Annotated in this window: 29 protein-coding genes; 16 read left to right on the top strand and 13 right to left on the bottom strand. The window is 33.1% G+C overall.

Features of this window, described 5'->3' with window-relative positions:
- Positions 1–184: 184 nt before the first annotated feature.
- Together OEW74_RS15320 and OEW74_RS15315 are read left to right on the top strand one after the other, a co-directional pair.
- Positions 185–1,009 (top strand): DUF3298 and DUF4163 domain-containing protein, encoded by an 825-nt coding sequence (locus OEW74_RS15320; RefSeq protein ID WP_265429298.1) that lies wholly within the window; start codon positions 185–187, stop codon positions 1,007–1,009.
- Positions 1,010–1,014: 5 nt separating this feature from the next.
- Positions 1,015–1,905, top strand: a complete 891-nt coding sequence (locus OEW74_RS15315; protein ID WP_416207912.1) for a diacylglycerol/lipid kinase family protein — start codon at positions 1,015–1,017, stop codon at positions 1,903–1,905.
- A gap of 164 nt (positions 1,906–2,069) precedes the next feature.
- On the opposite strand, the gene OEW74_RS15310 is transcribed toward OEW74_RS15315, so the two are convergent.
- The 4 genes from OEW74_RS15310 to ggt form a co-directional block, all read right to left on the bottom strand.
- Complete coding sequence (locus OEW74_RS15310) at positions 2,070–2,540, bottom strand: VOC family protein (protein WP_265429297.1); 471 nt, start codon at positions 2,538–2,540, stop codon at positions 2,070–2,072.
- An 11-nt stretch (positions 2,541–2,551) separates the two neighbouring features.
- Positions 2,552–2,728, bottom strand: coding sequence for a hypothetical protein (locus OEW74_RS19650; RefSeq protein ID WP_322645581.1), 177 nt, complete (start codon positions 2,726–2,728; stop codon positions 2,552–2,554).
- 16 nt (positions 2,729–2,744) lie between these two features.
- Positions 2,745–3,833, bottom strand: a complete 1,089-nt coding sequence (dctA, locus tag OEW74_RS15305) for a C4-dicarboxylate transporter DctA (protein ID WP_322645580.1) — start codon at positions 3,831–3,833, stop codon at positions 2,745–2,747.
- A 173-nt stretch (positions 3,834–4,006) separates the two neighbouring features.
- Complete coding sequence (gene ggt, locus OEW74_RS15300; protein ID WP_265429296.1) at positions 4,007–5,692, bottom strand: gamma-glutamyltransferase; 1,686 nt, start codon at positions 5,690–5,692, stop codon at positions 4,007–4,009.
- A 90-nt stretch (positions 5,693–5,782) separates the two neighbouring features.
- Between ggt and OEW74_RS15295 the strand changes: the two genes are divergently transcribed.
- Positions 5,783–6,748, top strand: a complete 966-nt coding sequence (locus OEW74_RS15295; RefSeq protein WP_265429295.1) for an NAD-dependent epimerase/dehydratase family protein — start codon at positions 5,783–5,785, stop codon at positions 6,746–6,748.
- Positions 6,749–6,803: 55 nt separating this feature from the next.
- Positions 6,804–7,556 (top strand): polysaccharide deacetylase family protein, encoded by a 753-nt coding sequence (locus OEW74_RS15290; RefSeq protein ID WP_265429294.1) that lies wholly within the window; start codon positions 6,804–6,806, stop codon positions 7,554–7,556.
- Between the two features lie 162 nt (positions 7,557–7,718).
- Here the strand turns inward: OEW74_RS15290 and OEW74_RS15285 are convergent, their stop codons facing one another.
- Together OEW74_RS15285 and OEW74_RS15280 are read right to left on the bottom strand one after the other, a co-directional pair.
- Positions 7,719–9,074, bottom strand: a complete 1,356-nt coding sequence (locus tag OEW74_RS15285; protein WP_265429293.1) for a metallophosphoesterase — start codon at positions 9,072–9,074, stop codon at positions 7,719–7,721.
- 66 nt (positions 9,075–9,140) lie between these two features.
- Complete coding sequence (locus OEW74_RS15280; protein WP_265429292.1) at positions 9,141–10,208, bottom strand: 3-oxoacyl-ACP synthase III family protein; 1,068 nt, start codon at positions 10,206–10,208, stop codon at positions 9,141–9,143.
- A 100-nt stretch (positions 10,209–10,308) separates the two neighbouring features.
- On the opposite strand from OEW74_RS15280, the gene OEW74_RS15275 reads away from it, so the two are divergent.
- The 8 genes from OEW74_RS15275 to OEW74_RS15240 all read left to right on the top strand — a co-directional run bounded on the left by OEW74_RS15275 (position 10,309) and on the right by OEW74_RS15240 (position 15,761).
- Positions 10,309–10,878, top strand: a complete 570-nt coding sequence (locus tag OEW74_RS15275; protein ID WP_265429291.1) for a hypothetical protein — start codon at positions 10,309–10,311, stop codon at positions 10,876–10,878.
- A gap of 3 nt (positions 10,879–10,881) precedes the next feature.
- On the top strand, positions 10,882–11,613 hold the full coding sequence (ubiE, locus tag OEW74_RS15270; RefSeq protein ID WP_139423312.1) for a bifunctional demethylmenaquinone methyltransferase/2-methoxy-6-polyprenyl-1,4-benzoquinol methylase UbiE: 732 nt from the start codon (positions 10,882–10,884) through the stop codon (positions 11,611–11,613).
- A gap of 3 nt (positions 11,614–11,616) precedes the next feature.
- Complete coding sequence (locus OEW74_RS15265) at positions 11,617–12,399, top strand: porin family protein (RefSeq protein WP_265429290.1); 783 nt, start codon at positions 11,617–11,619, stop codon at positions 12,397–12,399.
- A 137-nt stretch (positions 12,400–12,536) separates the two neighbouring features.
- Positions 12,537–12,839: a hypothetical protein gene (locus OEW74_RS15260; RefSeq protein WP_265429289.1), complete on the top strand. Its 303-nt coding sequence runs from the start codon at positions 12,537–12,539 to the stop codon at positions 12,837–12,839.
- The gene (locus tag OEW74_RS15255) at positions 12,839–13,126 is read left to right on the top strand and encodes a cell division protein ZapA (RefSeq protein WP_191179082.1); all 288 of its coding nucleotides are present in this window, start codon (positions 12,839–12,841) and stop codon (positions 13,124–13,126) included. The genes OEW74_RS15260 and OEW74_RS15255 overlap by 1 nt, the downstream gene beginning before the upstream one ends.
- Positions 13,127–13,351: 225 nt before the next feature.
- Positions 13,352–14,923: a ribonuclease Y gene (rny, locus tag OEW74_RS15250; protein ID WP_265429288.1), complete on the top strand. Its 1,572-nt coding sequence runs from the start codon at positions 13,352–13,354 to the stop codon at positions 14,921–14,923.
- A gap of 220 nt (positions 14,924–15,143) precedes the next feature.
- The gene (locus OEW74_RS15245; protein ID WP_265429287.1) at positions 15,144–15,332 is read left to right on the top strand and encodes a hypothetical protein; all 189 of its coding nucleotides are present in this window, start codon (positions 15,144–15,146) and stop codon (positions 15,330–15,332) included.
- 243 nt (positions 15,333–15,575) lie between these two features.
- Positions 15,576–15,761 (top strand): hypothetical protein, encoded by a 186-nt coding sequence (locus OEW74_RS15240; RefSeq protein WP_074229264.1) that lies wholly within the window; start codon positions 15,576–15,578, stop codon positions 15,759–15,761.
- Positions 15,762–15,819: 58 nt separating this feature from the next.
- Here OEW74_RS15240 and OEW74_RS15235 read toward each other — a convergent pair whose 3' ends face one another.
- Positions 15,820–16,287, bottom strand: a complete 468-nt coding sequence (locus tag OEW74_RS15235) for an acyl-CoA thioesterase (protein ID WP_175622008.1) — start codon at positions 16,285–16,287, stop codon at positions 15,820–15,822.
- 78 nt (positions 16,288–16,365) lie between these two features.
- Here OEW74_RS15235 and OEW74_RS15230 point away from each other — a divergent pair, with 78 nt between their 5' ends.
- Positions 16,366–16,719 (top strand): arsenate reductase family protein, encoded by a 354-nt coding sequence (locus tag OEW74_RS15230; protein ID WP_265429286.1) that lies wholly within the window; start codon positions 16,366–16,368, stop codon positions 16,717–16,719.
- Between the two features lie 522 nt (positions 16,720–17,241).
- Here the strand turns inward: OEW74_RS15230 and gcvT are convergent.
- The 3 genes from gcvT to idi all read right to left on the bottom strand — a co-directional run bounded on the left by gcvT (position 17,242) and on the right by idi (position 19,414).
- Entirely contained in the window at positions 17,242–18,318 is a 1,077-nt protein-coding gene (gene gcvT, locus OEW74_RS15225) for a glycine cleavage system aminomethyltransferase GcvT (protein ID WP_265429285.1), read from the bottom strand.
- A 100-nt stretch (positions 18,319–18,418) separates the two neighbouring features.
- On the bottom strand, positions 18,419–18,895 hold the full coding sequence (locus OEW74_RS15220; RefSeq protein ID WP_265429284.1) for a hypothetical protein: 477 nt from the start codon (positions 18,893–18,895) through the stop codon (positions 18,419–18,421).
- Between the two features lie 9 nt (positions 18,896–18,904).
- A complete protein-coding gene (gene idi, locus OEW74_RS15215; protein WP_265429283.1) occupies positions 18,905–19,414 on the bottom strand; it encodes an isopentenyl-diphosphate Delta-isomerase in 510 nt (169 codons plus the stop codon).
- 241 nt (positions 19,415–19,655) lie between these two features.
- Here idi and OEW74_RS15210 point away from each other — a divergent pair, with 241 nt between their 5' ends.
- Together OEW74_RS15210 and OEW74_RS15205 are read left to right on the top strand one after the other, a co-directional pair.
- Complete coding sequence (locus tag OEW74_RS15210; RefSeq protein WP_265429282.1) at positions 19,656–20,060, top strand: phosphoheptose isomerase; 405 nt, start codon at positions 19,656–19,658, stop codon at positions 20,058–20,060.
- A 97-nt stretch (positions 20,061–20,157) separates the two neighbouring features.
- A complete protein-coding gene (locus OEW74_RS15205; protein WP_265429281.1) occupies positions 20,158–21,117 on the top strand; it encodes a D-2-hydroxyacid dehydrogenase in 960 nt (319 codons plus the stop codon).
- Positions 21,118–21,193: 76 nt separating this feature from the next.
- Here the strand turns inward: OEW74_RS15205 and mscL are convergent, their stop codons facing one another.
- Positions 21,194–21,637: a large conductance mechanosensitive channel protein MscL gene (gene mscL / locus OEW74_RS15200; protein WP_074229257.1), complete on the bottom strand. Its 444-nt coding sequence runs from the start codon at positions 21,635–21,637 to the stop codon at positions 21,194–21,196.
- 125 nt (positions 21,638–21,762) lie between these two features.
- Between mscL and OEW74_RS15195 the strand changes: the two genes are divergently transcribed.
- A complete protein-coding gene (locus tag OEW74_RS15195; protein ID WP_265429280.1) occupies positions 21,763–23,280 on the top strand; it encodes an NAD(P)H-hydrate dehydratase in 1,518 nt (505 codons plus the stop codon).
- Positions 23,281–23,307: 27 nt separating this feature from the next.
- Here OEW74_RS15195 and lgt read toward each other — a convergent pair whose 3' ends face one another.
- Together lgt and yidD are read right to left on the bottom strand one after the other, a co-directional pair.
- Entirely contained in the window at positions 23,308–24,156 is an 849-nt protein-coding gene (lgt, locus tag OEW74_RS15190) for a prolipoprotein diacylglyceryl transferase (RefSeq protein WP_265429323.1), read from the bottom strand.
- A gap of 448 nt (positions 24,157–24,604) precedes the next feature.
- Positions 24,605–24,847 carry a membrane protein insertion efficiency factor YidD gene (gene yidD / locus OEW74_RS15185; RefSeq protein ID WP_066677245.1) on the bottom strand — a complete coding sequence of 81 codons (243 nt, stop codon included), beginning with the start codon at positions 24,845–24,847 and terminating at the stop codon, positions 24,605–24,607.
- Positions 24,848–24,898: the final 51 nt, after the last annotated feature.

Raw genomic sequence — 24,898 nt, 5'->3', positions numbered from 1 at the left:
AAGTGAAACGCCTTTGCGAGCTTACAAACAGCGAATTGTTTAAAGAAATCTTTGCCCTCTTTGCGTTAAAATTTTTATTATGATTGAAAGCGGATATAGATAAAAATAATCATTTATTGATGTAAATTTAAAAAGCATTCATTTTGTGAATGGTTTTTGCATTCTAGTCGGAAAATAAATTATTATGAAAAATAAAGTTGTACTAATCTTGTTCTCGGCAGCTTTCCTTTTGTCTGCCTGTAAAAAGACAGAATCAGAAAAAGTTGACACAAAAGCTGAGAATAAAAGTCCTGAAAAATTCACAATAGATTCTCTTAAAGTGAATGATTCTGTGAAGATTAACGATAAACTTTCTGTAAATTATGCTTCAAAAGTATTGGTTTTCCCAACTTTAAAAGATAAAGCCCTTTTAGACAGTATTTATTACGATAAAACAGGAATTACGGACTATTCAAAACAAGGATTACAAAATTTTTTAGATAAAGATAAAGCTGAATTTGTTTCATCTGTAAAAGAAGACAGTAAAGAATGGATTTCCGATATTCAGAATCCGCAAACCTGGGAAGCTGGCTCATTTATGAAACTTATTTCTCAAAATGACGATTTTCTTCAGATTGAATATTTACATACTTCATATCAAGGCGGAGCGCACGGTAACTATTCTTTCGATACAAGAGTTTTCGATTTAAACAACAACAAAAAATTAGATTTAAAAGATATTACCACAATGCCGAAAGCAAGACTAGAAGAACTTTTAATGAAAAATCTTGACAAACTTCCGAGCGGAACAACCGATTCTGATGGCTCAGTTAAAAACTCAGATATGCTTTTGGTAGATGTAATCCCAGCAAACAAAGATTTTTATTTTGATGAAAAGAATTTATATTTTCATTACAGTCCTTATGAAATTGCAGCTTTTGCAGCCGGAGATATTGTAATTCCTGTCTCTTGGAAAGAGCTCGACGGAACAATTAATCCGGAATTTAAAAAGAGAATGAAAATTAACTAATATTAATGCTTCCAAATCAGGAAGCATTTTTTACTTTTGTGGCAATGGAAAAAGTAGCTTTTATCATCAATCCTTTTTCGGCAAAAAAAAATTATCAGCCATTCTTGAACGAACTTAAAAATAAGGTCAAAAATCCTTTGTACTATATTTCTGAGTCTATTTTGGGAACTGATCATTTTATCAAAACACACTTCGATGAGGTTAATTTTTTTGTTGCTATCGGAGGAGACGGAACGATTTCTACGGTTGCTAAACAACTCATTAATACCGAAAAAGTTTTGGCTATTTTTCCGGCAGGATCGGGAAATGGTTTTTCTAATGAAACACAATTCAGCAAAAATTTGGATGAATTATTAGATAAATTAAAGGCGAAGAAATCTCGTAAAATAGATACTTTTACGGTAAACGACAGGCTTTCTATCAATGTTTCGGGAACTGGTTTTGATGGGAAAGTCGTTAAAGAATTTGAAAAAACTAACCGCGGATTTAAAAATTACATTAAAGTTTCTTTGAAGACTTTTTTTAATTATAAACCGATCAAGCTTAAATTTTTTGATGAAAATTATAAGCAGTACAATGGGAAGTATTTGATGGTGAATATTGCAAACACCCGTCAGTTTGGCAACAACGCTTATATTGCGCCAATGGCGAGTAAAAGTGACGGTTTGGTTGATATGGTTTTGGTGAAAAAATTTCCGTTGACGTATTCACCGCTTTTTGCGTTCAGAATGTTTACCAAAAAATTGAAAGAAGATGATTACATCACATATCTTCCGGTTTCAGAAATCGAGTTTAAAGTAAATACTAAAAACTGGCATCTTGATGGAGAATTTAACAAAATAAAATCTCCTATTCATGTGAAAGTTCAGCCTTCAAGCCTGAATATTTTAATTTAAGATCATTGTGAAATAAAAAAGCCTTCCGTGAAGAAGGCTAAAAACACAAATGATGAAAAAATTATCATTACGATAATAATGTATTACAAAGTAAATACTTAGAACCTATATTTTTTATGGCTTTAATCATATAGATTAAAAAACTTAATTTTATTGCCTATTGCCTATTGCCTATTGTTTATGGTTTCATGAAGGGCAATTCGGTTTCCTTCACTATCTTCAAATTCTGCAACCGCAAAACCATGTTTCTCATTAATCGTTTTTGGATAAAGAATTTTTCCTTTGTTTTCTAAAACTTTTTTTAATGTAGAATCAATATTTTTGGTTTTAAAATAAATAATCACTCCATCTTTCGTTGGTTTATAGACATCTCCTTTTGCCAAAGCTCCGGAAATTCCACTTTGGGCTTCTTCAAAAGGGAAAAGCATCATTTCGTAATCGTCAATGATTTCTTTTTCAAATTTAAAATTAAAAACATGGGTGTAAAATTTTTCTGCCCGTTCAATATTGGTAACGGGAATTTCAAAATATACAACGGGATTATTTCCATTCATCTTTTTGTTATTATTTTGTTCGTTGCAGGCTAAACAAATTCCTGCAATAAATAGTAATATGAATTTTGCGAAAATTTTCATTAAAATGATCTTTAAACTTCCAGTTTTTTCTCAATTTCATTTGGATTTTCCAGGCAATATTGAAGTTGTTCTTTATCAAATTGTTTTTCCCAATTAGCTACCACTACAGTTGCTACAGAGTTTCCAATGACATTCGTTAAAGCACGACATTCACTCATAAATTTATCGATTCCTAGAATTAAGGTCATTCCCGCAATCGGAATTTCAGGAACAACGGCTAAAGTTTGCTGCTAAAGTCACAAAACCAGCTCCTGTAACACCTGCAGCTCCTTTAGAACTCAACATTGCCACCAAAAGAAGCATAAGTTGCTTTTCAATAGAAAGATCAATATTTAAAGCTTGCGCAATGAATAATGAGGCGAGAGTCATATAAATATTGGTTCCGTCAAGATTAAAAGAATATCCGGTGGGAACTACCAAACCTACAATCGCTCTGGAACATCCTGCTTTTTCCATCTTTTCCATAATTCCGGGAAGTGCAGATTCTGAAGAGCTTGTTCCCAAAACCAACAAAAGTTCTTCTTTTAAATAATACATCAGTTTAAAAATATTAAAACCATTGTACCAAGCAACTGCTCCCAAAACCAAAACGACAAATAGGATAGAGGTGATATAGAAAGTTCCAACAAGAAAAATTAAATTTAAAACGGAAGCTAAACCATATTTTCCAATCGTAAAAGCCATCGCTCCGAAAGCTCCGATCGGTGCTAATTTCATCAGTATATGAACAATTTTGAAAATTGGAGCAGCTAAAACCTGTAAAAATTCTGTGACTTTTCCGCTTTTTTCTTTCGTTAAAACTAAAGCAATTCCCATTAAAATAGCTACCAAAAGAACCTGAAGAATATTATCTCCAATCAATGGACTGAATAATGTTTCCGGAATAATATTCATGATAAATCCGGTGAGCGTCGTGTCGTGTGCTTTTTGCTGGTATTGAGAAACGTCACCCGATAAACTTGCCGGATCAATGTTTAGACCAGCTCCGGGTTGAATAATATTCCCTACAATTAAACCGATTATCAATGCTAACGTTGAAAATGTGAAAAAATAGAGCATTGCTTTTATGGCAATTCGTCCCACTTTTTTCAAGTCCGTCATGTGGGCAATTCCTAAAGTAAGTGTAATGAAAATGACCGGGGCAATGATCATTTTAACCAATTTAATGAATCCATCGCCTAGAGGTTTCATTTTTTCGCCTAATTCGGGGTAGAAATTTCCTAAGAGAATTCCTAAAGTAATGGCAATAATTACCTGAAAATAGAGTTGCTGGTAGAATTTTTTTGCTTTCAAAAGAGATGGATTTACTTTTTTAAGAACGAAAAATAGGAAAATTTGAAACAAACTTAAATTTAATTTGTTGAAAAGTTTAATTAAATTTAAAAGCTTCACCTAATTCCCCAAATCTCCAATCTTAACTTTGAATCTCGAACCTCGAATCTCAAACCTCGAACCTCAAATAAAATTTATTCTACTGCAACGGAGTCATCACCACGACCATCTGCAACAGCATGAATATTTCCATTATCGTCTATGACAATCATTTCCGTTCTTCCCAATTGATTCACTCTTTCAGCTTTATAACCTAATTTTTCTAGATCTTTGATCGTTCTTTCCGGAAAATTCTTTTCAAAAGATACTGTTTCAGGAAGCCATTGATGATGGAATTTTGGAGAATTAACAGTCATATTGGTATTCAATTTAAAATCAATCACATTCACAATCGACTGATAAACAGAAGTCGGAATGGTTGTTCCGCCCGGAGTTCCTACAACGATATAAGGTTTTCCGTTTTTCAGAACAATGGTTGGTGTCATCGAGGAAAGCATTCTTTTATTAGGCTGAATTGCGTTTGCTTCACCGCCAACTGCACCAAACATATTGGGAACACCTGGTTTTATCGAGAAATCATCCATTTCATTATTTAAGAAAAAACCTGCTCCGGAAACAACAACTTTACTTCCGTACAAACCATTTAAAGTTGTGGTAACGGCGGCGGCATTTCCATCTTTGTCAATCACTGAAATATGTGTGGTTTCCGTAGATTCTTTGGGATGGTTAATGACTTTTCCTACTTCCGAACTTGGCGTAGCTTTACTAAAACTAAAACTTTTCCATCTGTTTTTCAAATAATCATCAGAAATTAAATAGGCTGTTTTATCCTGAATAAAATCGGGATCGCCCATATATTCGGCTCTGTCGGCAAAAGCTCTTCTTTCGGCTTCCACCATAATCTGAACTGCCTGCGTAGAATTTTGTTGATATTTTTCTAGATTTTCATAACCCGACATCTTTAACATTTGTGCTAAAAGAATTCCGCCGCTTGAAGGTAAAGGCATCGAAATAACATTGTTTCCTTTATAATCAAATTCGAGTGCTTTTCTTTCGGCAACTTTATAGTTTTTCAGGTCTTCTAAAGTAATGATTCCGTTTTCTTTTTTCATTTCTGAAACCAGAAGTTCGGCAGTTTTTCCTTCATAAAATCCTTTTGATCCTGATCTTTGAATTAATTTTAAAGTTTCTGCTAATTCTTTCTGCATCAGAATGTCACCTGATTTCCAAGCCTCGTTTTTTACAAATGCATTGGAGTTTTTATTATATTTTTGAAAATATTCTTTATGGGAATTTAATAATCTGGCTTCCTGTTCGGTAATTGCAAAACCTTTTTCAGCCAAATCAATGGCAGGTTGAATCAGTTTTTCCATCGGAAGACTGCAATGCTTTAAAGTTGCAAAAAATCCCGCCACACTTCCAGGAATTCCAACCGCTAATCTCCCGTTTTGAGACCAATCGGTATTGGCTTTTCCGTTTTTGTTGATATACATATTTTTGGATGCATTTTTAGGTGCGGTTTCACGGTAATCGAGCGTAAATTTTTCTCCGTTATTTTTTACACCTACCAAAAATCCGCCACCGCCAATATTTCCGGCTTGAGGATAAACAACGGCTAAAGCGTATTGTGTAGCGACCACTGCATCATAAGCATTTCCGCCCATTTTAAGAATTTTTGCTCCGGCCTCACTCGCCAAAGGATGCGCAGAAACTACAACTCCTTTATTTTTTACCTTAACTTCTTTTACAATATTGATATCAGTGTACTGTGCTGAAAGCGAGCAAGAAAACAAGATTAACGAAATAATAATTTTTTTCATTTGTAAAAATTGTAATCGAATTTACAATTTTGTTTTAAAATAGGGTCTAAAATTTCTATTTTTGCTTTTATCATAATAATAAAAAGTAAAATGGAGTCTTATACGGAAAAAATATTGATTACAGGGGCTTTAGGGCAAATCGGAACTGAGCTGACGAACAGATTGGTAGAGATACATGGAGCTGAGAATGTCGTTGCTTCAGGTCTTGACAGATATCAGAAAGGTCTTACTTCTGCTGGACATTACGAAAGAATGGATGTTACCAACACGCAATTGGTAAGACAGGTCATCAAAGATTATGAAATTACAACAGTGTATCATTTGGCTTCTCTTTTATCAGGAACATCAGAAAAGCAACCCATTTTCGCATGGAAATTAAATCTTGAGCCACTTCTTCATTTTTGTGAGCTTGCAAAAGAAGGTTTGCTTAAAAAGATTTTCTGGCCAAGTTCTATCGCTGTTTTCGGTAAAGGAATTCCAAAAGAAAATGTAGGTCAGGATGTTGTTTTAAACCCTACAACTGTTTACGGTATTTCTAAAATGGCGGGAGAAAAATGGTGCGAATATTATTTTGATAAATATGGAGTAGATGTAAGAAGTATCCGTTATCCTGGTTTGATTTCTTGGAAAACTCCTGCAGGTGGAGGAACTACAGATTATGCCGTTGAAATTTTCTACGAAGCAATCGAAGAAGGAAAATATACAAGTTTTATTTCTGAAAATACAGGAATGCCGATGTTGTATATGGATGATGCCATCAACGCTACGTTACAGTTAATGGATGCTCCAAAAGAAAGTCTTACCGTTCGTTCGTCTTATAATTTAGGTGGGATGTCTTTTACTCCAGCAGAATTGGCAGCAGAAATTAAAAAAGAAATTCCTGAATTTGAAATTGATTACAAACCGGATTTCAGACAGGCAATCGCAGATTCTTGGCCAGCTTCAATTGATGATTCTGTCGCTAAAAAAGATTGGGGATTATCTTATGATTTCGGAATTTCTGAGATGTCGAAAGATATGATCAAAAATTTAAAAATAAAATTGAATAAAAATTAATTAAACTGAGTGCTAATCACTCTTTTAATAATTAATTTCATCTAAAATCTATTGAATGATATTGCTCACTTTTAACATCATAAACTTTGAAGCTGGAACCAAAAACAGCAGCATTATTTCTGATGATGAAAGATTGAAAATTACCGAAAGTAATACCAAAGCAATTCTCAGGATCTTAGATCTTCACGATATAAAAGCAAGTTTTTTTGTAGAAATTTCTATTGCAGAAAAACTTCAGAATTTACTAAAAGCAATTTCTGCTCAAGGGCATGAAATTGCTTTTTATAATAAAGATTCTAGTCTTGAAAAGATCGATCAAGTAAAAAAAACGATTCAGGAACTTCTTGAAAAACAAATCAAAGGAATTCGCCAGAAAGACAACCAGTTTTCTTTGGAAGCTTTAAAATCAATTGGTTTTAATTATATCTCAAACATCGATCACGCGGATATTCTGTTTCCTTTTAAACGTTTAAAACGAACTTCTGAAATCATCGAAGATAACGGTTTAAGCATTGTTCCGGAAAGTATTTCTCCATACAGTCAGTTACCTTATAACGATTTTGTTTTTCAGATTTTGCCAATGCAGTATTATCAGAATATGGTTTTTGAAACCTTAAAAAATGATGATTTTGTTTTGGTTTACCTTGAATCTTGGCAGTTTACCAACCTTAATAAATATCAGTTTAAAGTTCCGTTTTACCGAAGGTTTTATTTAGGAAAAAAAATGGAGGATAAACTAGAAGCTTTTCTTTCTTGGATCAATGAAAAAGAATTGGCGACTTCAAGAATGAAAGATTATATTTTTTAGTTTCGAGTTTCGAGTTTCGAGTTTTGAGTTTTGGGTTCCGAGATTCGAGTTTAAAGATTCGTAGATTGAAATTCGAAATTTATTTAGGACTAAAAACCGAAAAAATCGAATATCTCATCACAAATCTCGGAACACGAAACTCGTATCGCGTAGCTCGCATCTCTAACTCAATTCAAAAAGCGTAATTTCCGGTAAAACACCAACTCTTCCTGGATAACCTAAAACTCCGAAACCTCTGTTTACATAAAGCATTTTTCCTTCACTTTCGTACAAATCTGCCCATTTTGGATAGCGGTATTGTACAGGAGACCATTTTATATTTTTTAAATCTAAACCAAACTGCATTCCGTGTGTGTGTCCTGAAAGTGTTAAATGAATATCTTTAGGGTGTTTTTTCACAACGTAATCAAAATGAGTAGGGTCGTGGCTCATTAATATTTTAGTGGAATTTTGTGGAACGTTTTCCAGAGCTTTATCAATATCTCCATATTGCGGAAAAGGCTTTAATCCCCAATTTTCAACCCCTAAAATATAGATATTCTCTCCGTTTTTTTCAATAATTCTGTTTTCATTACGCAACATATCAAAACCAGCTTGTCTTTGATAATCAATTAAGGTTTCAAGATTTTTGTTTTGTTCATCCTTAGAATTCCATTTTATATAATCACCATAATCATGGTTTCCTAAGACTGCAAATTTCCCGTCTTTCGCTTTAATTTTAGAAAATAAAGGAATAAATGGTTTGAATTCATCAGCAACATTGTTGACCATATCTCCGGTAAATAAAACTAAATCTGGATTTTGTTCATTAATTAAATCAATCGCATGTTGAAGTTTGCTTGGGTCTGAAAAACTTCCGCTGTGAACATCTGAAATCTGAATGACTTTATATCCTTTAAAACTTTTAGGAAGATTAGCAAACTTTACTTTTACTCTTCTTACTTTGTGACGGTATTTTCCAAAGGTGATTCCGTCTATGAAAAGGGCAGAAAGTACGCCGCCTAAACCAAGACCAATTAGACTGATGAATTTTCTTCTTTCTGGCAGATAAGGACGATCGGTTATGAAAATTTCTTTATAATAAATAATTGAAACAACTACTAAAACAACAGCTGTTATTTTTGCTTTAGTGGATAATGATAATGGTGCCAAAATTAAAAATAAAATATATGCAATTATTATCAAAATTTGTATTATAGAAATTTCGTTAAACATAAGTTTTCTATAAAATTCTGTTGGTATTCTTATAAAATCTTCAAATAATAAACCAATAACAATAAAAATCTTAGGTAAAATAAAGACTAAAAATAATGAAATCATGATCTGAGCTCGCATTGTACTTCTATCTGCTCTTTCGAAATGAGAAACTTCGTACGCAAAAACGCCATAAACGGCTAAAGACAGAACGACATAGCCAAGCCTTACCCAGAAATTGTCTGTTAAGGTTCTTATCGCCTGAAAAATATAAACTTCTAAAAATAAGAAGATTGCGGCTATAAATAAGAAGTTTTTTTGCATAATCAGGTTTAAAAAAAGCACAAAAAATAAATTTCCTGTGCTTTTTATATTGTTTAATTAATATTCTTACGGAAATTTATAAACGATCGCATTGATGTTCATTCCGGCTCCAACCGAAGTCATCACAATGTTCCCTTTATCTTTAAACGTATGACCCTCCATTTTTCCTTTAATTATTAAATCAAACATGGTAGGAATTGTTGCTACAGAGGTATTTCCCAGATCCTGAACGGTCATAGGAGATACAGAATGATCGTAATCTTTCACATCATAAAGCTTGTGAAGTCTGTCTATCATTGCATAATCCATTTTAGCATTCGCTTGGTGGATCAATATTTTGTCGATATCTTCAATCGATAATTTTGCGTCTTCAATAGTTTCTTTAATAGCTGCAGGAACATTTTTAAGAGCGTACTCATAAATTTTTCTTCCCTGCATTCTTACAAATAAACGAGTCTGATCTGATTCTGCGTTGATAGAAGGTCCGTTTGCAAGATAATTCAATTCAGGACCATTATCACAAATTGTATTATGAGCAATAATCCCTACATTTTCTTCGTCAGTCGCTTTTACTACTACAGCTCCGGCTCCGTCTGCGAAAATCATTCTGTTTCTATCGTGAGGATCGGTTACTCGGCTTAAAGTTTCTGCACCGATAACAAGAATTGTTTTTGCAACGTTAGCTTTAATTAAATTATCAGCTAAAATCATCGCTTCAACCCAACCCGGACAACCGAAAATCATATCATAAGTAATACATTTTCTGTTTTTAATGCCTAGTTTATTTTTAACTCTTGCTGCCATTGTCGGCATAAAGTCTACATATCCGTTTACGGTAACTTCACCAAAATTACTTGCGTAGATGATATAATCAAGCTCTTCCTGGTCTATATTTGCGTCTGCAATAGCAATTTTTGCAGCTTCAAAACCGATTTGTGAATTTGAAAGATCTTCGTCAATAAATCTCCTGTTTTCTATTTCTGTAATTTCTACAAATTTTGCAATAGTTTCCTCAGCAGGCTTGTCAATCTTCACCCCGTCTTCTGTATAAAACTCTGAATCTAAGAAAAAATCCCTTCCAATTACTCTATTCGGAAGATAAGATCCGGAACCAATAATGATCGTATTTGGCATTCGCTTATGTAATTTTTTAAAGATGCAAAGTTAATAATTAATATTAATAAGAAAGAATTAAAAATATTATTAAATTTGCAAAAATTGTTTCAGCCAATCTATGAAAAACAATCCGTCTTTAAAAGGTTTAATTATTGCTGTTGTGGTATTTATCGGTGCTTTTGCCATTTACAACTTCTTTTTAGCAAAGAAAAATTATTACCTTGTAGATAACCCTACTCCCAATACCTACTATTTTAAGATAAATAATGAGCCTGAAGGTATTATTTCTGCAGGGCAATCTGTGCAGGTAGACTTACAGAAAGGGAAAAATTCTATAAAAGTTTTTGATCAGAATAAGAAAATGCTTTATGATTCTGCTTTTGAGGTAAATAAAATTCGTGGTCTTTTAAATATTGCCCATAAAGATTATTACATCAATGAGCAATATTATGGATACAATCTTAAAAAAGATTCATTACTTTTGGCACTGGATAAAACCATGATTGACGGAAAACAATATTATGGGGGAGCTAAACGTTTTAACAAACTCTACACAGATGATTTTTATTATAATGTAGATGAAGATTACGATCAGATGATCAAAAATATTCAGAAAGTAGAGTCCCGTACAAAGATTTTCCGCAAGCAGGATTATCTTAATTATTATAAAGAATACTATAAGTTTTAAGTTTTGACAAAAGATATCAACCAAGTAACGCCCTACAATTCTGAATCTAGTAAAAAGAGTCAGGTAGAGGATATGTTCGACAACATTGCGCCTAAATACGATTTATTAAACCACGTTTTGTCTATGAAAATAGATGTGTTGTGGAGAAATAAACTGGTAAAATGGATGAATCATGACAACCCGAAAGAAACGTTGGATGTCGCTACAGGAACCGGAGATTTGGCCATTGCGGTAGAAAAAGGAACCGGTGCAAAAGTAGTAGGATTAGATTTGTCGCAACAAATGTTAAATGTTGGCGTTATTAAAATAAAAAAACTTAATTTAGACGGCAAAATTTCCATGCAAAAGGGCGATGCAGAAAATTTACCTTTCGAGGACAATAGATTTGATGCAGTTTCCGTTGCTTTTGGAGTGAGAAATTTTGAGAACCTTACCAAAGGTTTGGCAGAGTTGAGAAGAGTGGTTAAAGAAAATAAGAGTGTTTATATTCTTGAATTTTCAAAGGTAGAGGGTTTTTTAGGACCATTTTATATGTTTTATTTCAAAAATATTTTGCCGGCAATCGGCAGATTGGTTTCTAAAGACAACAGGGCGTATACTTATCTTCCCGATTCTGTAAATGCATTTCCTTTTGGAGAAAAGATGAGACAAATTCTTTTAGATACAGGATTTAAAAAAGTAGAATACAAAAAATTAAGTTTAGGTATAGCCACAATTTATAAAGCAACAAAATAACCTATGAATAAATTTCTATTAAAAGCTCTGGTTTTAGCCTCAGTAAGTTTTGCAACAGTTGCAAATGCTCAATTTAGAACCCGTAACAGGATGGACAAGTTGGAAGACTTTGACCAGAAAAAAGTGAGTTGGGGGTTTTATCTGAATGGTAATTTACTGGATTATAGAATTGTACTCAACCCAAGATACGGAATGTATGAAAATCATAATTTGGTGTCTTCAAAAGAAAGCACAAGCTTTGGAGCGGGTCTTATTGCCAAATTCAGATTAAATGACTATTTAGATGTAAGAGTAGAGCCAGGTTTGCAGTTTGCTCAGAGACAACTGACTTTTAATACAGATAGCAATGCAATGTATCAGGATGGAAGTTTAACGAATGCTCCTTTTATTCCTATTGCTTTAACAGAAAAAGATAGGGTAAGAGATATCAAATCTACTTTGGTAGACATCCCTGTAATGTTGGAATTACATGGAGAAAGATGGTACAATTCAAGACCTTATGTTGCAGCTGGTGTAAATTATATTGTTAATTTACAATCAAACTCAGATTCTCAGGACGATAACATGCAACAGGTTTTCAGATCGACAACGCACAACTTTGCTTGGTCTGCTGAAATGGGAATTCAGTTCTATTTTAATAAATTTAAATTAACTCCGGCAATCAGAGGTACATTCTTTATGAATAACGAAATGGTTGCAGATAACGCTACTACACCTCCATATTGGTCTGCAGCAGTTTCTACACTACAAACAAGAGCGGTTATGTTTGTATTGAAATTTGAATAATATAATATAAAATTAATATAAAAAGGAGGTGCTTGGCATCTCCTTTTTTATTTTTGTTAAAATATAGAGATTATTATTTTCATCGGTACTAATATTTTCCTATTTTTGCTAATAGTTAGAAAATTTATAAACCTGAAATGCTTCAAGAATTAGAAAATAATTTTTCAGAAATAGAAAAAAAGATTTTGATCCTCCAAAAAAGCTATCAAAATCTATCTGAAAAATATTTAGAATTAAATAAGGAGCATGCTGAGCTGAAGACGAAATATGATGAAGAGAGAAAGAAAAATCAGGTCTTGGCAGAAGAACAGAAAAATATAAAATTGTATTCAGCAATATCAGGAAATCCTGAACACAACAGACTCATGAAAAACCATATCAACAGATTGGTGAAAGAAGTAGACTTTTGTATTGCACAGCTTCAAAATAGTGGATTATAATGGAGGTAAGGAGAATAACCATCAACATTGCAGGAAGAGTATATCCGCTAAATGTACCCGCAGCAGAAGAAGAAACTCTGCGCAAAGTGGGGAAGCAAATAGAAAATATGATTAAAGATTTTGAACAAAATTTTGATGTAAGAGATAAACAGGATGCTTTGGCAATGTGTGCCCTAAAATTGGGAACCAACGCAGAAGTAGTGGCTCTGAATCATGATAAAAATATAAAATCAACCAACGAAAGATTAGCAGAAATTAATCGGTCATTGGACGATATAGGAAAATAGATTTTTTTTTCCAAAAAGACTGCCTACAGTAATTCTAACACATTAAGGTAAACTCAACGCTAAACAATTTAATGTTCGAAAGTCTTTTCAATGGCGTGCTGCATTACGCAGATTACAGAGAGAAGAAATCAGATCAAATCGTGAAGATTAGGAGTTTACTCTAAATCACTGGATTGCTGTGGGTTTTTTATTTTAAATTAACAAGACAATTAAAACTCAATATATATGACAACAACCGCTATTATTATAGGCGTTATTTGCTTAGTAATCGGTGCAGTAGCAGGAATGTTTTTCTCTAAAAGCTCCCTGAATACCAAGGCAAAATTTATTATAGACGATGCAAAGAAAAATGCAGATAATTTAATAGAAAAAGCTAATGTACAAGCTGAATCCATAAAAAAAGAAAAGAATCTTCAGGCTAAAGAAAAATTCTTAGAACTAAAGTCACAGCACGATGCAGATATTCAGGCACGCGAAAAGAAAATGCAAGATGCTGAAAAAAGAACAAAAGACAAAGAAAATAAGCTGAATGACGAGCTTAGCAAAGCAGGGAAATTAGAAAAAGATCTTGACAAACAGATTGCTGATTATGCTAAGAAAAACGAAATTTTAGAGAAAAAACAACACGATCTGGATCAGGCAACTGCCAAGAAAGTTGAAATGCTTGAGAAAATTTCAAATTATACTGCAGAAGAAGCGAAAGCAGAATTGGTAGAAACCATGAGAGCAGAAGCTAAAACCAGAGCTCAGGCGCACGTTCAGAGCATTATGGAAGAAGCTCAGTTGAATGCGAAAAGTGAAGCAAGAAAAATCGTTATTCAGACTATTCAGAGAATTGGTACAGAACAGGCGATTGAAAATTCAGTTTCTGTATTTAATATTGAATCTGATGAAGTAAAAGGTAGAATTATTGGTAGAGAAGGTAGAAATATCCGTGCTTTAGAAGCGGTTACAGGTGTAGAAATCATCGTTGATGATACTCCGGAAGCTATTCTTCTTTCATGCTTTGATCCGGTAAGAAGAGAGATCGCAAGATTATCACTTCACAGATTGGTTACAGACGGTAGAATTCACCCTGCAAGAATCGAAGAAGTTGTAGAAAAGACAAGAAAACAAATCGAAGAAGAAATTATTGAAGTTGGTAAAAGAACCATTATCGATTTAGGAATTCACGGTTTGCATCCTGAATTGGTGAAAATCGTTGGTAGAATGAAATACCGTTCTTCATACGGACAAAACCTTCTACAGCACTCAAGAGAAGTAGCCAACATCGCTGCAACAATGGCTGCAGAATTAGGGTTAAACGTAAAATTAGCAAAAAGAGCAGGTCTTTTACACGATATTGGTAAAGTTCCTGAGCAGGAATCTGAACTTCCACACGCACTTTTAGGAATGCAATGGGCAGAAAAATATGGTGAAAATGCAGAAGTAATCAATGCCATCGGAGCTCACCACGACGAAGTAGAAATGACTTCTTTATTGTCTCCAATTATTCAGGTTGCCGATGCAATTTCAGGAGCAAGACCGGGAGCAAGAAGACAGGTTTTAGAATCTTATATTCAAAGACTAAAGGATCTTGAAGCTGCAGCATTAAGCTTTGAAGGTGTTTCTTCAGCTTACGCAATTCAGGCGGGTAGAGAACTGAGAGTTATGGTAGAAAGTGGTAAAGTAAACGACGAAATGTCTTCTCAGCTTTCTTACGATATTTCAGAGAAAATTCAGAATGAATTGACTTATCCAGGACAAGTAAAAGTAACGGTAATCAGAGAAACAAGAACGGTAAATATCGCAAGATAATTAAAGTTTAATACAAGAATATACATAGAAACCTTTCATTTAATTGAAAGGTTTTTTTTATGAAAATTTTTGAAGATTAAATATTATTTTTATGGATGTTTCGTATTAAATTGAATTATGTGTAATAATTTGATAATATTAATTTGTTGTTGGTGATTTATTTCTAAATAATGCTTACATTTGGTACTCAAACTATATTGTTAAACTAAAAACTAATCACATGACAAACATTTTGAAAAACGCTAAAAAATTAAAGCAAGCAGATCTTAAAAACATCGTAGGAGGAGTAAGCGGAAACCCCGATTTATCTCTTTGTGGATGCGATTGTGCAGGAGCCGTTACAGGTCCTTTCTATTGTGTACAGTATATCGCTTGTCCGCAAGTATATACTTGCAAAGATGTATACTAGATCTTGACGTTAAAAAATATGAATCTGTCTCAGTTTTGAGGCAGATTTTTTTATGTTTCAATGTCATATTCATTCTTTCTATACTTTTTAAAGTTGATTTTATTGTAAATGCTACAAGGGAATTTAACTTCAAAATTGAATTATGTGTAATGATTTGATAATATTTATCATTTATTTGCGTTCTATTTGTAAATAATATTTAAATTTGATCATCAAACTATATTAATTAAAAAAACAAATCACATGACAAACATTTTAAAAAACGCTAAAAAATTAAAGCAGGCTGACCTTAAAAACATCGTAGGAGGAATTAAAGTTGGAAATCCAGATTTATCTCTTTGTGGATGCAGTTGCACAGGAGCCGTTACCGGACCTTCATATTGTACTCAGTATATGGGTTGTCCGCAAGTTTATAATTGCAAAGACTAAAATAATAAAACCCTTCCAAATTATCTTTGGAAGGGTTTTTACTTTAAACAATAAATCTTTACAAAAAAGGTTTCATTTCATCTTCAATCTGAGTTCTTAGCTCCATTAGACGTTTTGCATATTTCTCCTGTTGTTTTTCTTCTTCAGTTTCAGGAATCCATTTCGGAACTGGAAGTTTCTTTCCATTTTCATCTACGGCTACAAATACAATGATGCAGTGCGTTTTCTTATCAAAAGTAGGCTGCTTCAAATTTCTTGAAAAAACATTGATCGCAATATGCATACTCGAAGAACCAGTATAAATTACCTGTGCTTCTACTTTTACAATTTCACCGATCTTAATAGGTTCGTAGAAACGAATTCCTCCAACGTAGACTGTTACAGAATAATTTCCACTCCATGTGGTTGCACAGGCGTAACCAGCTTGGTCGATCCACTTCATTACACTTCCGCCGTGTACGTTTCCACCATAATTTACATCTGAAGGCTCAGAGATAAACTGAAAAGTAACAGGTTTGTTATCCATTTTTTTTAATTTTAATAAAGGTATTTAATAATTTTCAGAATTTTATATTTAGCCTTACTTTTGGGGAAAATTTAATTTATGAAGAAAGTTTTTCATCTTAATACTTGTGATACCTGCAGAAAGATTTTAGCACAGTTTGATCTTTCAGACTGGGAAAAAAGAGAAATAAGAAAAGAACCGATCAACAAAGAAGAATTGGCTGAAATGTACGAGCATACAAAGTCTTACGAAGCATTATTCAGCAAGAAATCTACTCAGATCAAATTGAGAGGACTGGATGTAAAATCTTTAACAGAAAAGGATTTTAAAGAACTTATTTTAGATCATTATACTTTTTTAAAGCGTCCTGTTTTTATTACTGATAAAGAAATTTTTGTTGGAAATGATAAGAAAAATGTAGAAGCTTTGAAGATATTTTTTGGAGTGGAGTAAGTCTGCCACGAATTCACTAATTTTAAATATCTTTTTGAAAATATACCCAAACCTCACAGGTTTTAAAAACCTGTGAGGTTTTTTTGTGTGCTTAATCGAAAATGATTTTTAGAATTTTAACAGCTTGTTTGGAACAAAAGTAAAAGTTGTTTGGTTTCAAACAAACTGCGGGAAATAAAATAAAGTTGACGGAAGTCTCAAACAGATTGTGGGAAACAAAATGCAATCGTAGAAAGTTCCAAACAAACTGTGCGAAACAAAACACAGTTGACGGAAGTCTCAAACAGATTACGGGAAAGAAAATGCGGTCGCAGGAAGTTTCAAACAACTTGCGGGAAATAAGATGCAGTAGACGAAATCTTAACAGGTGCGTTGTGAATCTTGTGAAAAATATTTGTGAACTTAGTGTTTAGATTTATTAACCACAAGGTTCACTAAGAGCATCACAAAAGACACAATTGTAAAAAAGAACCGCTTCATCAAAATGATAAAGCGGTTTTATATTTAATTAAAAATATCAGCTTAAACGAATGGCATTTTTACCACTTTTGCAGGGATATTTTTATTTCTTACCTGAATAAAGATCTCAGTTCCTAATTTGAAATGAGGCTTATCTACATAAGCGATCCCCAAACCGATTTTTTTCATTGGCGACTGCGTTCCTGAGGTAACTTTCCCGATTACATTTCCTTCAGCGTCCACTACAGGATAATCGTGTCTTGGAACACCTTTGTCTGTCAATTCGAAACCAACCAATTTTCTCGAAACACCTACTTCTTTCTGTTTTGCAAAAATATCTTTCGACACAAAGTCTTTATCAAACTTTGTAATCCAGCCTAATCCGGCTTCAATAGGAGACGTTGTATCGTCAATATCCATTCCGTAAAGACAGAATCCTTTTTCTAATCTTAAAGTGTCTCTTGCAGCCAACCCACAAGGGATAATTCCTTCTTCAGCTCCGGCTTCAATAATAGCATCCCACAATTTTTCTGCAGACTCGTTGTTGAAATAGATTTCAAAACCACCGCTTCCTGTATAACCCGTGTTTGAAATGATCACGTCGTTTACTCCTGCAACAGTTCCAACAGTGAAATTGTAATAAGGAATTTCAGAAAGGTTAGTTTCTGTTAATTTCTGAAGAATTTCAGTCGCTTTCGGTCCCTGAACTGCCAATAAAGACATTTCGTCTGAAGCGTTGGTTAATTTTGCTCCGAAACTGTTGTATTTTGAAATATGATCCCAGTCTTTATCAATATTTGAAGCATTTACAACCACAAAATATTTTTGATCTGCCATTTTATAAACGATAAGATCATCTACAATTCCTCCGTTTTCGTTCGGAAGACAAGAGTACTGAGCTTTTCCGTTTTCTAAAACATCAACATTGTTTGTCGTTACAAACTGCAAAAGATCTTTTGCACCTTCACCTTCAACGAAAAACTGTCCCATGTGAGATACGTCAAACAATCCTGCTTTTTCTCTTACTGCAAAGTGTTCTTCCGTTACTCCGGAATATTGTACAGGCATATCAAATCCTGCAAAAGGTACCATTTTCGCTCCCAAAGAAACGTGTTTGTCGTACAATGCTGTTTTTTTCATTTTTATCTTATTATATATTTTAATTAAATAGCAGATGATAATTTTAGTTTGAAATGTTATTCTATCAACCGTAAACTAAAAACAATCAACAATATGTTTTCTATTTTTTTATTTTAAAACTTTCAAAAGTCTCGTTAAAAACTTTCATATAATTTCCGTTCCAGTGTTTTTGTTGGCAATTGATGCTTACCAAAAACATACTTTTATCTTTCTGATATAATTTTGTAATCCAGAACAGCTTTTCTTTTTCATCAAAATATTCATACTGATATTCTGAATATCCTTTTTTACTTCCCGTATTTTTTACTTTCTTTTCGTCATCCGGAGAGTTGTACAAAGCAAGGATGAATTTTTTCACTTCTGCTTTTGGCAAATCCAGATTATGATATTCTGAAATGGTAACTGCGCCAATTTCATTGGTGGGGAAAATGTTTACAATTCCTTCATCATTTGTTGCTTTCCATGTATCGGGTATTGTGATCGAATAGTTTTCACTTTCATAAAGCTCAGTTCCCAGTTTCTGAGAAAACGAGTAAATGCTCAATAAAATAGCTGTGATTAATACAATTTTTTTCATCTGTGTGTTTTAAAAATGATGTTTATATTCTTCCAGAATAATTTTAAACCATTCTGTAAATTGTTCGGGATGTTCTGATATTTCTTTATCTAAATTTTCCAGTGTAATATAGCGAACTTCTTCCACTTCATCTTTATTCAGATTGAAATCAGAATTATAAGTTCCTGTAAAAACGTGATCGAGCTCGTGCTCCCAAAGTCCGCCTCCAACATCAGCTTTATAGATAAAATGAAATTTTTCTGAAAGTTCAGCTTCTATTCCGAGTTCTTCATTCAATCTTCTTTTTGCGCCTTCAAGATAGGTTTCTTCAATTCTGGGATGCGAGCAAACCGCATTGGTCCATTGGTGCGGAGAATGATATTTTTCTGCAGCGCGTTTCTGCAAAAGCATTTCGCCGTTTTCATTAAATAAAAAAACCGAAAAAGCACGATGAAGAAGCCCATTAATATGAGCCTGCTGTTTTTCCATCAAACCTAAAACTTTATCTTCCGGATTTACTAATACTACCAATTCTTCCATTCCTACAAATTTAAGTTTAAAACGTGATTTTGTAAAATAAATGTTTAGTTTTTTTAATTATTTATGAAATTTTAGCTTTTTTGAATGTGAAAAACATTCTCTATATTTATGAAAAATGCAATGAAATATTAAGTTTCGTTAATTTAAAAATTGATTTTGTGTTAAATTTTTAACATAAACTAAGATTAATGTATCTGTTTGGATGAGAAAGTGTAACTTTGCACTTTAAAATTTTTGAACGATGGAACTAGATTATATTGAGCATATCAGTCCGATTCTAAAAGACGGAATTAAAAATTATCTGATAGATATCGACGGAACAATTACAGACGATGTTCCAAACGAAGAGCCAGAAAGAATGGTAACCTGTGAGCCTTTTCCCGATGCGCTGGAAACCATTAACAAATGGTATGATGAAGGTCACCAAATTTGTTTTTTCACTTCAAGAACTGAAAATTTGAAACAAATTACAATAGATTGGTTAGATAAACATGGTTTCAAATATCACAGTGTTTTGTGTGGTAAACCAAGAGGAGGAAATTATCACTGGATTGATAATCACTTGGTAAGAGCTACAAGATACAAAGGTAAATTTACCGACTTGATTGAAAAGCAAGTGACCATAGAAGTTTTTAAAGAAGATTAAATCATAGAAAAGATTTAAAGATTAAACGAAAGGTGAAAACCAGAAATTCTTTTAATTTTTAAATCTTTTTACATTTTAAATAGATTATAAGTTAGTTATGAAAGTTTTAGCAAACGACGGTTTAGATCAGTCTGGGATTGATGCATTAACTGAAAAAGGCTTTGAGGTAATTACTACAAAAGTTCCGCAGGAGCTTCTTTTAGATTACATCAACGAGCACAAGATTCGTACAGTTTTAGTGAGAAGTGCGACACAGGTAAGAAAAGATATTATTGATAATTGTCCGTCACTGGAAATCATCGGTAGAGGTGGAGTAGGAATGGATAATATTGATGTAGATTATGCAAGAGAAAAAGGAATTCATGTGATCAACACGCCTTCTGCTTCTTCAGAATCGGTTGCTGAATTGGTTTTTGCCCATTTATTTTCAGGAGCTAGATTTTTGCAGGATTCCAACAGAAAAATGCCTTTGATTGGAGATACAGAATTTGCATCGCTAAAAAAAGCTTATGCTGCAGGTATTGAATTGAAAGGAAAAACCATCGGAATCGTTGGGATGGGAAGAATCGGTCAGGAAGTTGCTAAAATTGCTTTAGGTTTAGGGATGAGAGTAATTGCTGCTGATAATATGGTTGGGAAAGCAAGTATTAAAGTAACTTTCTACAACAATCAGTTCATCAATGTAGATATTGAAACTGAACCTTTGGAGCAAGTTTTAAGACATTCAGATTTTATTACGCTTCACGTTCCGGCTCAGAAAGAAGGTTATATGATCGGCAAATCTGAGTTTGAAATGATGAAAGATGGTGTTGCTATTGTTAACTGTTCAAGAGGTGGTGTGATTGATGAAACTGCTTTAATTGAAGCTTTAGATTCAGGAAAAGTAAGATTTGCAGGTCTTGATGTTTTTATTAATGAGCCGACTCCATCAAAAGAAATTATTACGCATTCTAAAATTTCTGTAACACCACATACAGGTGCTTCAACTTTGGAAGCTCAGGATAGAATCGGGCTTTCTTTGGCAGAGCAGATTACAAGTATTTTACAAATTCAGTAAAAATATTGTTTTATCGTTATAAAAATTCGCCGCAACTTTAGTTGCGGCGGATTTGTTTTTTTATGTAAAATTTTTATTATTTCTTTTTCAATTCGTCACGAATTTCAGAAAGTAATTGTTCTGTAGTTGTTGGTGCAGCTGGTTCTGCAGGAGTTTCAGCTTCAGTTTTTCTCATTCTGTTAATTGTTTTTACAAGCATGAAAACAACAAACGCAAGAAGTATAAAATTGATTGCTACTGTAATGAAATTTCCGTAGGCAAAAATTGCTGCATCCGGAGCAAGTTCTTTAGCTTTTGCAAGCGTTGATCCTGCAGGAATATTTTCAGAACCTTTTCCCATTGCGAAATAAATACTGCTAAAATCTGGTTTTCCCACGATTGCTGCAACGATAGGCATGATTAAATCATCGATCATACTCGTTACAATTTTTCCGAAAGCTCCACCGATGATTACACCCACCGCCAGATCAAAAGCGTTGCCTTTAATGGCAAATTCTTTAAATTCTTTAACAAATCCCATAATTTATATTTTTAGTTGTTTTACACAAAAGTATCATTTAAATATAATAAATCTTAGATGTTTTGGGTATTTTTTTTGCTTTAAATTATCAGAAACTATCATTAAATTGAAAAAAAACAAGCAAAATGAAAATTTTTACTGTAGAAAATATCAGATTGGCTGATCTTTATACCATTCAGAATGAGCCGATTTCGTCTGTTCAATTAATGGAAAGAGCTTCTTCACTTTGTGCAGAATGGATTTTTTCGAATTGTAAATATCATACAAAATTTGCAATATTTTGCGGAAACGGTAATAATGGCGGTGATGGTTTTGCCATTGCGAGAATGCTGTATTTGAAAGGTTTTGATATTGATGTATTTATCAATAAAGATCAGTTGAAATTTTCTGATGATGCTTTAATTAATTATAAAAGGCTGAAAGATATTTCCGGAATTTCGGTGAAAGATTTTCAAGAAGTTTCAACATACAATTTTGATGAAAAAACAGTAATCATCGATGCGCTTTTCGGAACCGGATTATCAAGAAAACTGGAAGGTATTTTTAAAACGGTGATTGAAGTTTTAAACTCCAAAAATAATCCTAAAATTTCGATTGATATTCCGTCAGGACTATTTGCAGATCAAATCAATGATGAAAATTCAATAATATTTAAAGCAGATTATACATTGACTTTTCAGTTCTGGAAAAAAACTTTTCTTCATCCTGAAATTGGAGTTTTTGCCGGAAAAGTTATTGTCTTAGATATCAATTTATCTCAGGAATTTATTGAAAATACTCCAACCAATGATTTTGTAATTGATGATGAAGTTATTCTAAATATTTTTAAATTAAGACAAGATTTCGCTCATAAAGGAACTTATGGAAAATCAATTATTGTTGGTGGAAGTTACGGGAAAATAGGAGCGGTAGTTTTGGCGACAAAATCGGCTTTAAAAACAGGTTCGGGTTTAACATTTGTTTTGGCTCCCAATTGTGGTTATGGAGTTCTGCAGACAAATGTTCCCGAAGCAATGTTTATTGAGGGCGGTGAGAAATTTATCAATCAAATTGAAGATGAGGAAAAGACTGTTTTTGGAATTGGTCCTGGTTTAGGTACAGGAAAAGAAACGGAAAAAGCTTTGCTGAAATTTCTTAAAAATTACCAAGCTCCTTTGATTTTGGATGCAGATGCTTTAAATATTATTTCTAAAGACAAGGTTTATTTAGAATTAATTCCTAAAAAATCAATTATAACGCCGCATCCGAAAGAATTTGAAAGACTTTTCGGAAAAACGGAAAACTCATTTGAAAGGTTAGATTTAGCCAGAACAAAAGCAAAAGAATTGGGGATTTATATCGTTTTAAAAGATCATCATACGCAAGTGGTAACTCCAGAAGGAAAAGTTTTCTACAATATCACCGGAAATTCGGGTTTGGCAAAAGGTGGAAGCGGAGATATTCTTACCGGAATTATTACTTCACTTTTAGCTCAAAAATATTCTGAACAGGAAGCTGCTATTTTAGGAGTCTGGCTTCATGGAAAAGCCGCTGATTTTGCTGCTGAAAAACATTCTAAAGAAGCTATGCAGCCTACAGATGTAATCGATGAGATTGGTAATGTCTTTCTTTATTTAAACAAAAAAGCCACAACTAAGTTGTGACTTTCAGATTTTTATGTGTTTTAAAAATTATTCAGGTTTAGCGTTTTCAGCTTCTGTAATTTTTAAATTTTTAGAATAGATCATAATGATGAACCCTGCAATCATAAATGGAATTGATAAAATTTGTCCGGTATTTAATCCTGCAAAAGAAATAAATTCGTCACCTTGAGGTTCTTTCAAAAATTCTACAAAGAATCTGATTGCCCACAAAATGATAAAGAATAAACCAAATAACCATCCTTGCTGATATTTTTTGTCAGTTTTTCTGTACAAAGTCCAAAGTAAAATAAACAATAAAACATAACCTACCGCTTCAAATAACTGAGTAGGATAACGCGGAATGGTTACACCATATTCACTGCTTTGTTGTGGAAAAAGAATGGCAAATGGTGAACTAGGATCAACTGGTTTACCAATGATTTCAGAATTGAAAAAATTCCCCATTCTAACAAAAGCTCCACCAATGGCAACTACAATTCCTAATCTGTCATAAACCCAAAACGGATTTTTCTTGATAATTTTAAATGAATAATAAAGCGTTGTTAAAATCACGGCAATTGTAGCTCCGTGACTTGCCAATCCGGAAAAACCGGTAAATTTTAAACCATTCTTTGTACTTATTGGTAAGAAAACACTCCAGAAATCTTCTTTGAATAATTCGGGCTGATAAAAAATAACGTGTCCCATTCTTGCTCCCAGAATTGTTCCGATTAATGTCCATGTAAAAATAGGTTCTACATATTTCAGGTTTACATTATCAGTTTGATACATTTTTGTCATCAAAACATATCCTATTCCGAATGCGAAAATAAACATCAAACTATAAAAGTGCAATGTAACAGGTCCCAATTGGATTCCGGGAGTGATATCCCAAATTTTAAACGGAGTTTCTAATGAAACAGTGTCACCTGAAGTTACCGGTTTTTTGGTTTTTAATGCATATTTGAGTGTTTCAATTTTATCTTCAGAGATGTTTGAGTTTTCTACAAGCTTAAAATCTTTATCAAAAAACTGATAGTTTGCGTTCTTGTAATTATTAATAAGAATTGCATTAGAATGATAAGGATCTGCTTCTACATTGGTTTTGGTGAAAATAACCAAAGTATTGTCATTGGTTACCACCTCAGCAAATTTATTGATATTTCTAAATTCTGTACTGGCATAAATTTTTACAGGTAACTCGGCAGAATTGATTTTTAATGTTCCGTCTGATAAGCTGTCTTGATGATTCTGTGCAAAAAAACATTGGGTAACCAATGCAAACAGCACAAAATAAATTCGGAAGAAAATATTACTCATTTTTATTTGTTTATTATTGAATATTTTATTTTTTTGGAGGAACAGGATCATAACCGCTTCCGCCCCAAGGATGACATTTTGAAATTCTTTTTACACCCAACCAAAATCCTTTAAAAATACCGTGAACTTGCAGAGATTCTACCATATAATGTGAACAGGTAGGCTCGTATCGGCAATTCTTGGGAAGTAAGGGCGAAATAAACCATTGGTAAAATTTGATGAGAATTACCAAAGGAGAAGTGATGATTTTGTTAAATGAAAGTTTCAAAACATTGCAAAAGTAGGGTAAAAAATTGAAATTTAGTTTAAATTTGTTTGA

The sequence above is a fragment of the Chryseobacterium sp. YIM B08800 genome, from assembly GCF_026163565.1.
Taxonomy (GTDB): domain Bacteria; phylum Bacteroidota; class Bacteroidia; order Flavobacteriales; family Weeksellaceae; genus Chryseobacterium.
The sequence above is the reverse complement of the archived record's forward strand: the minus strand, read 5'-3'. Positions and strand labels throughout refer to the sequence as shown.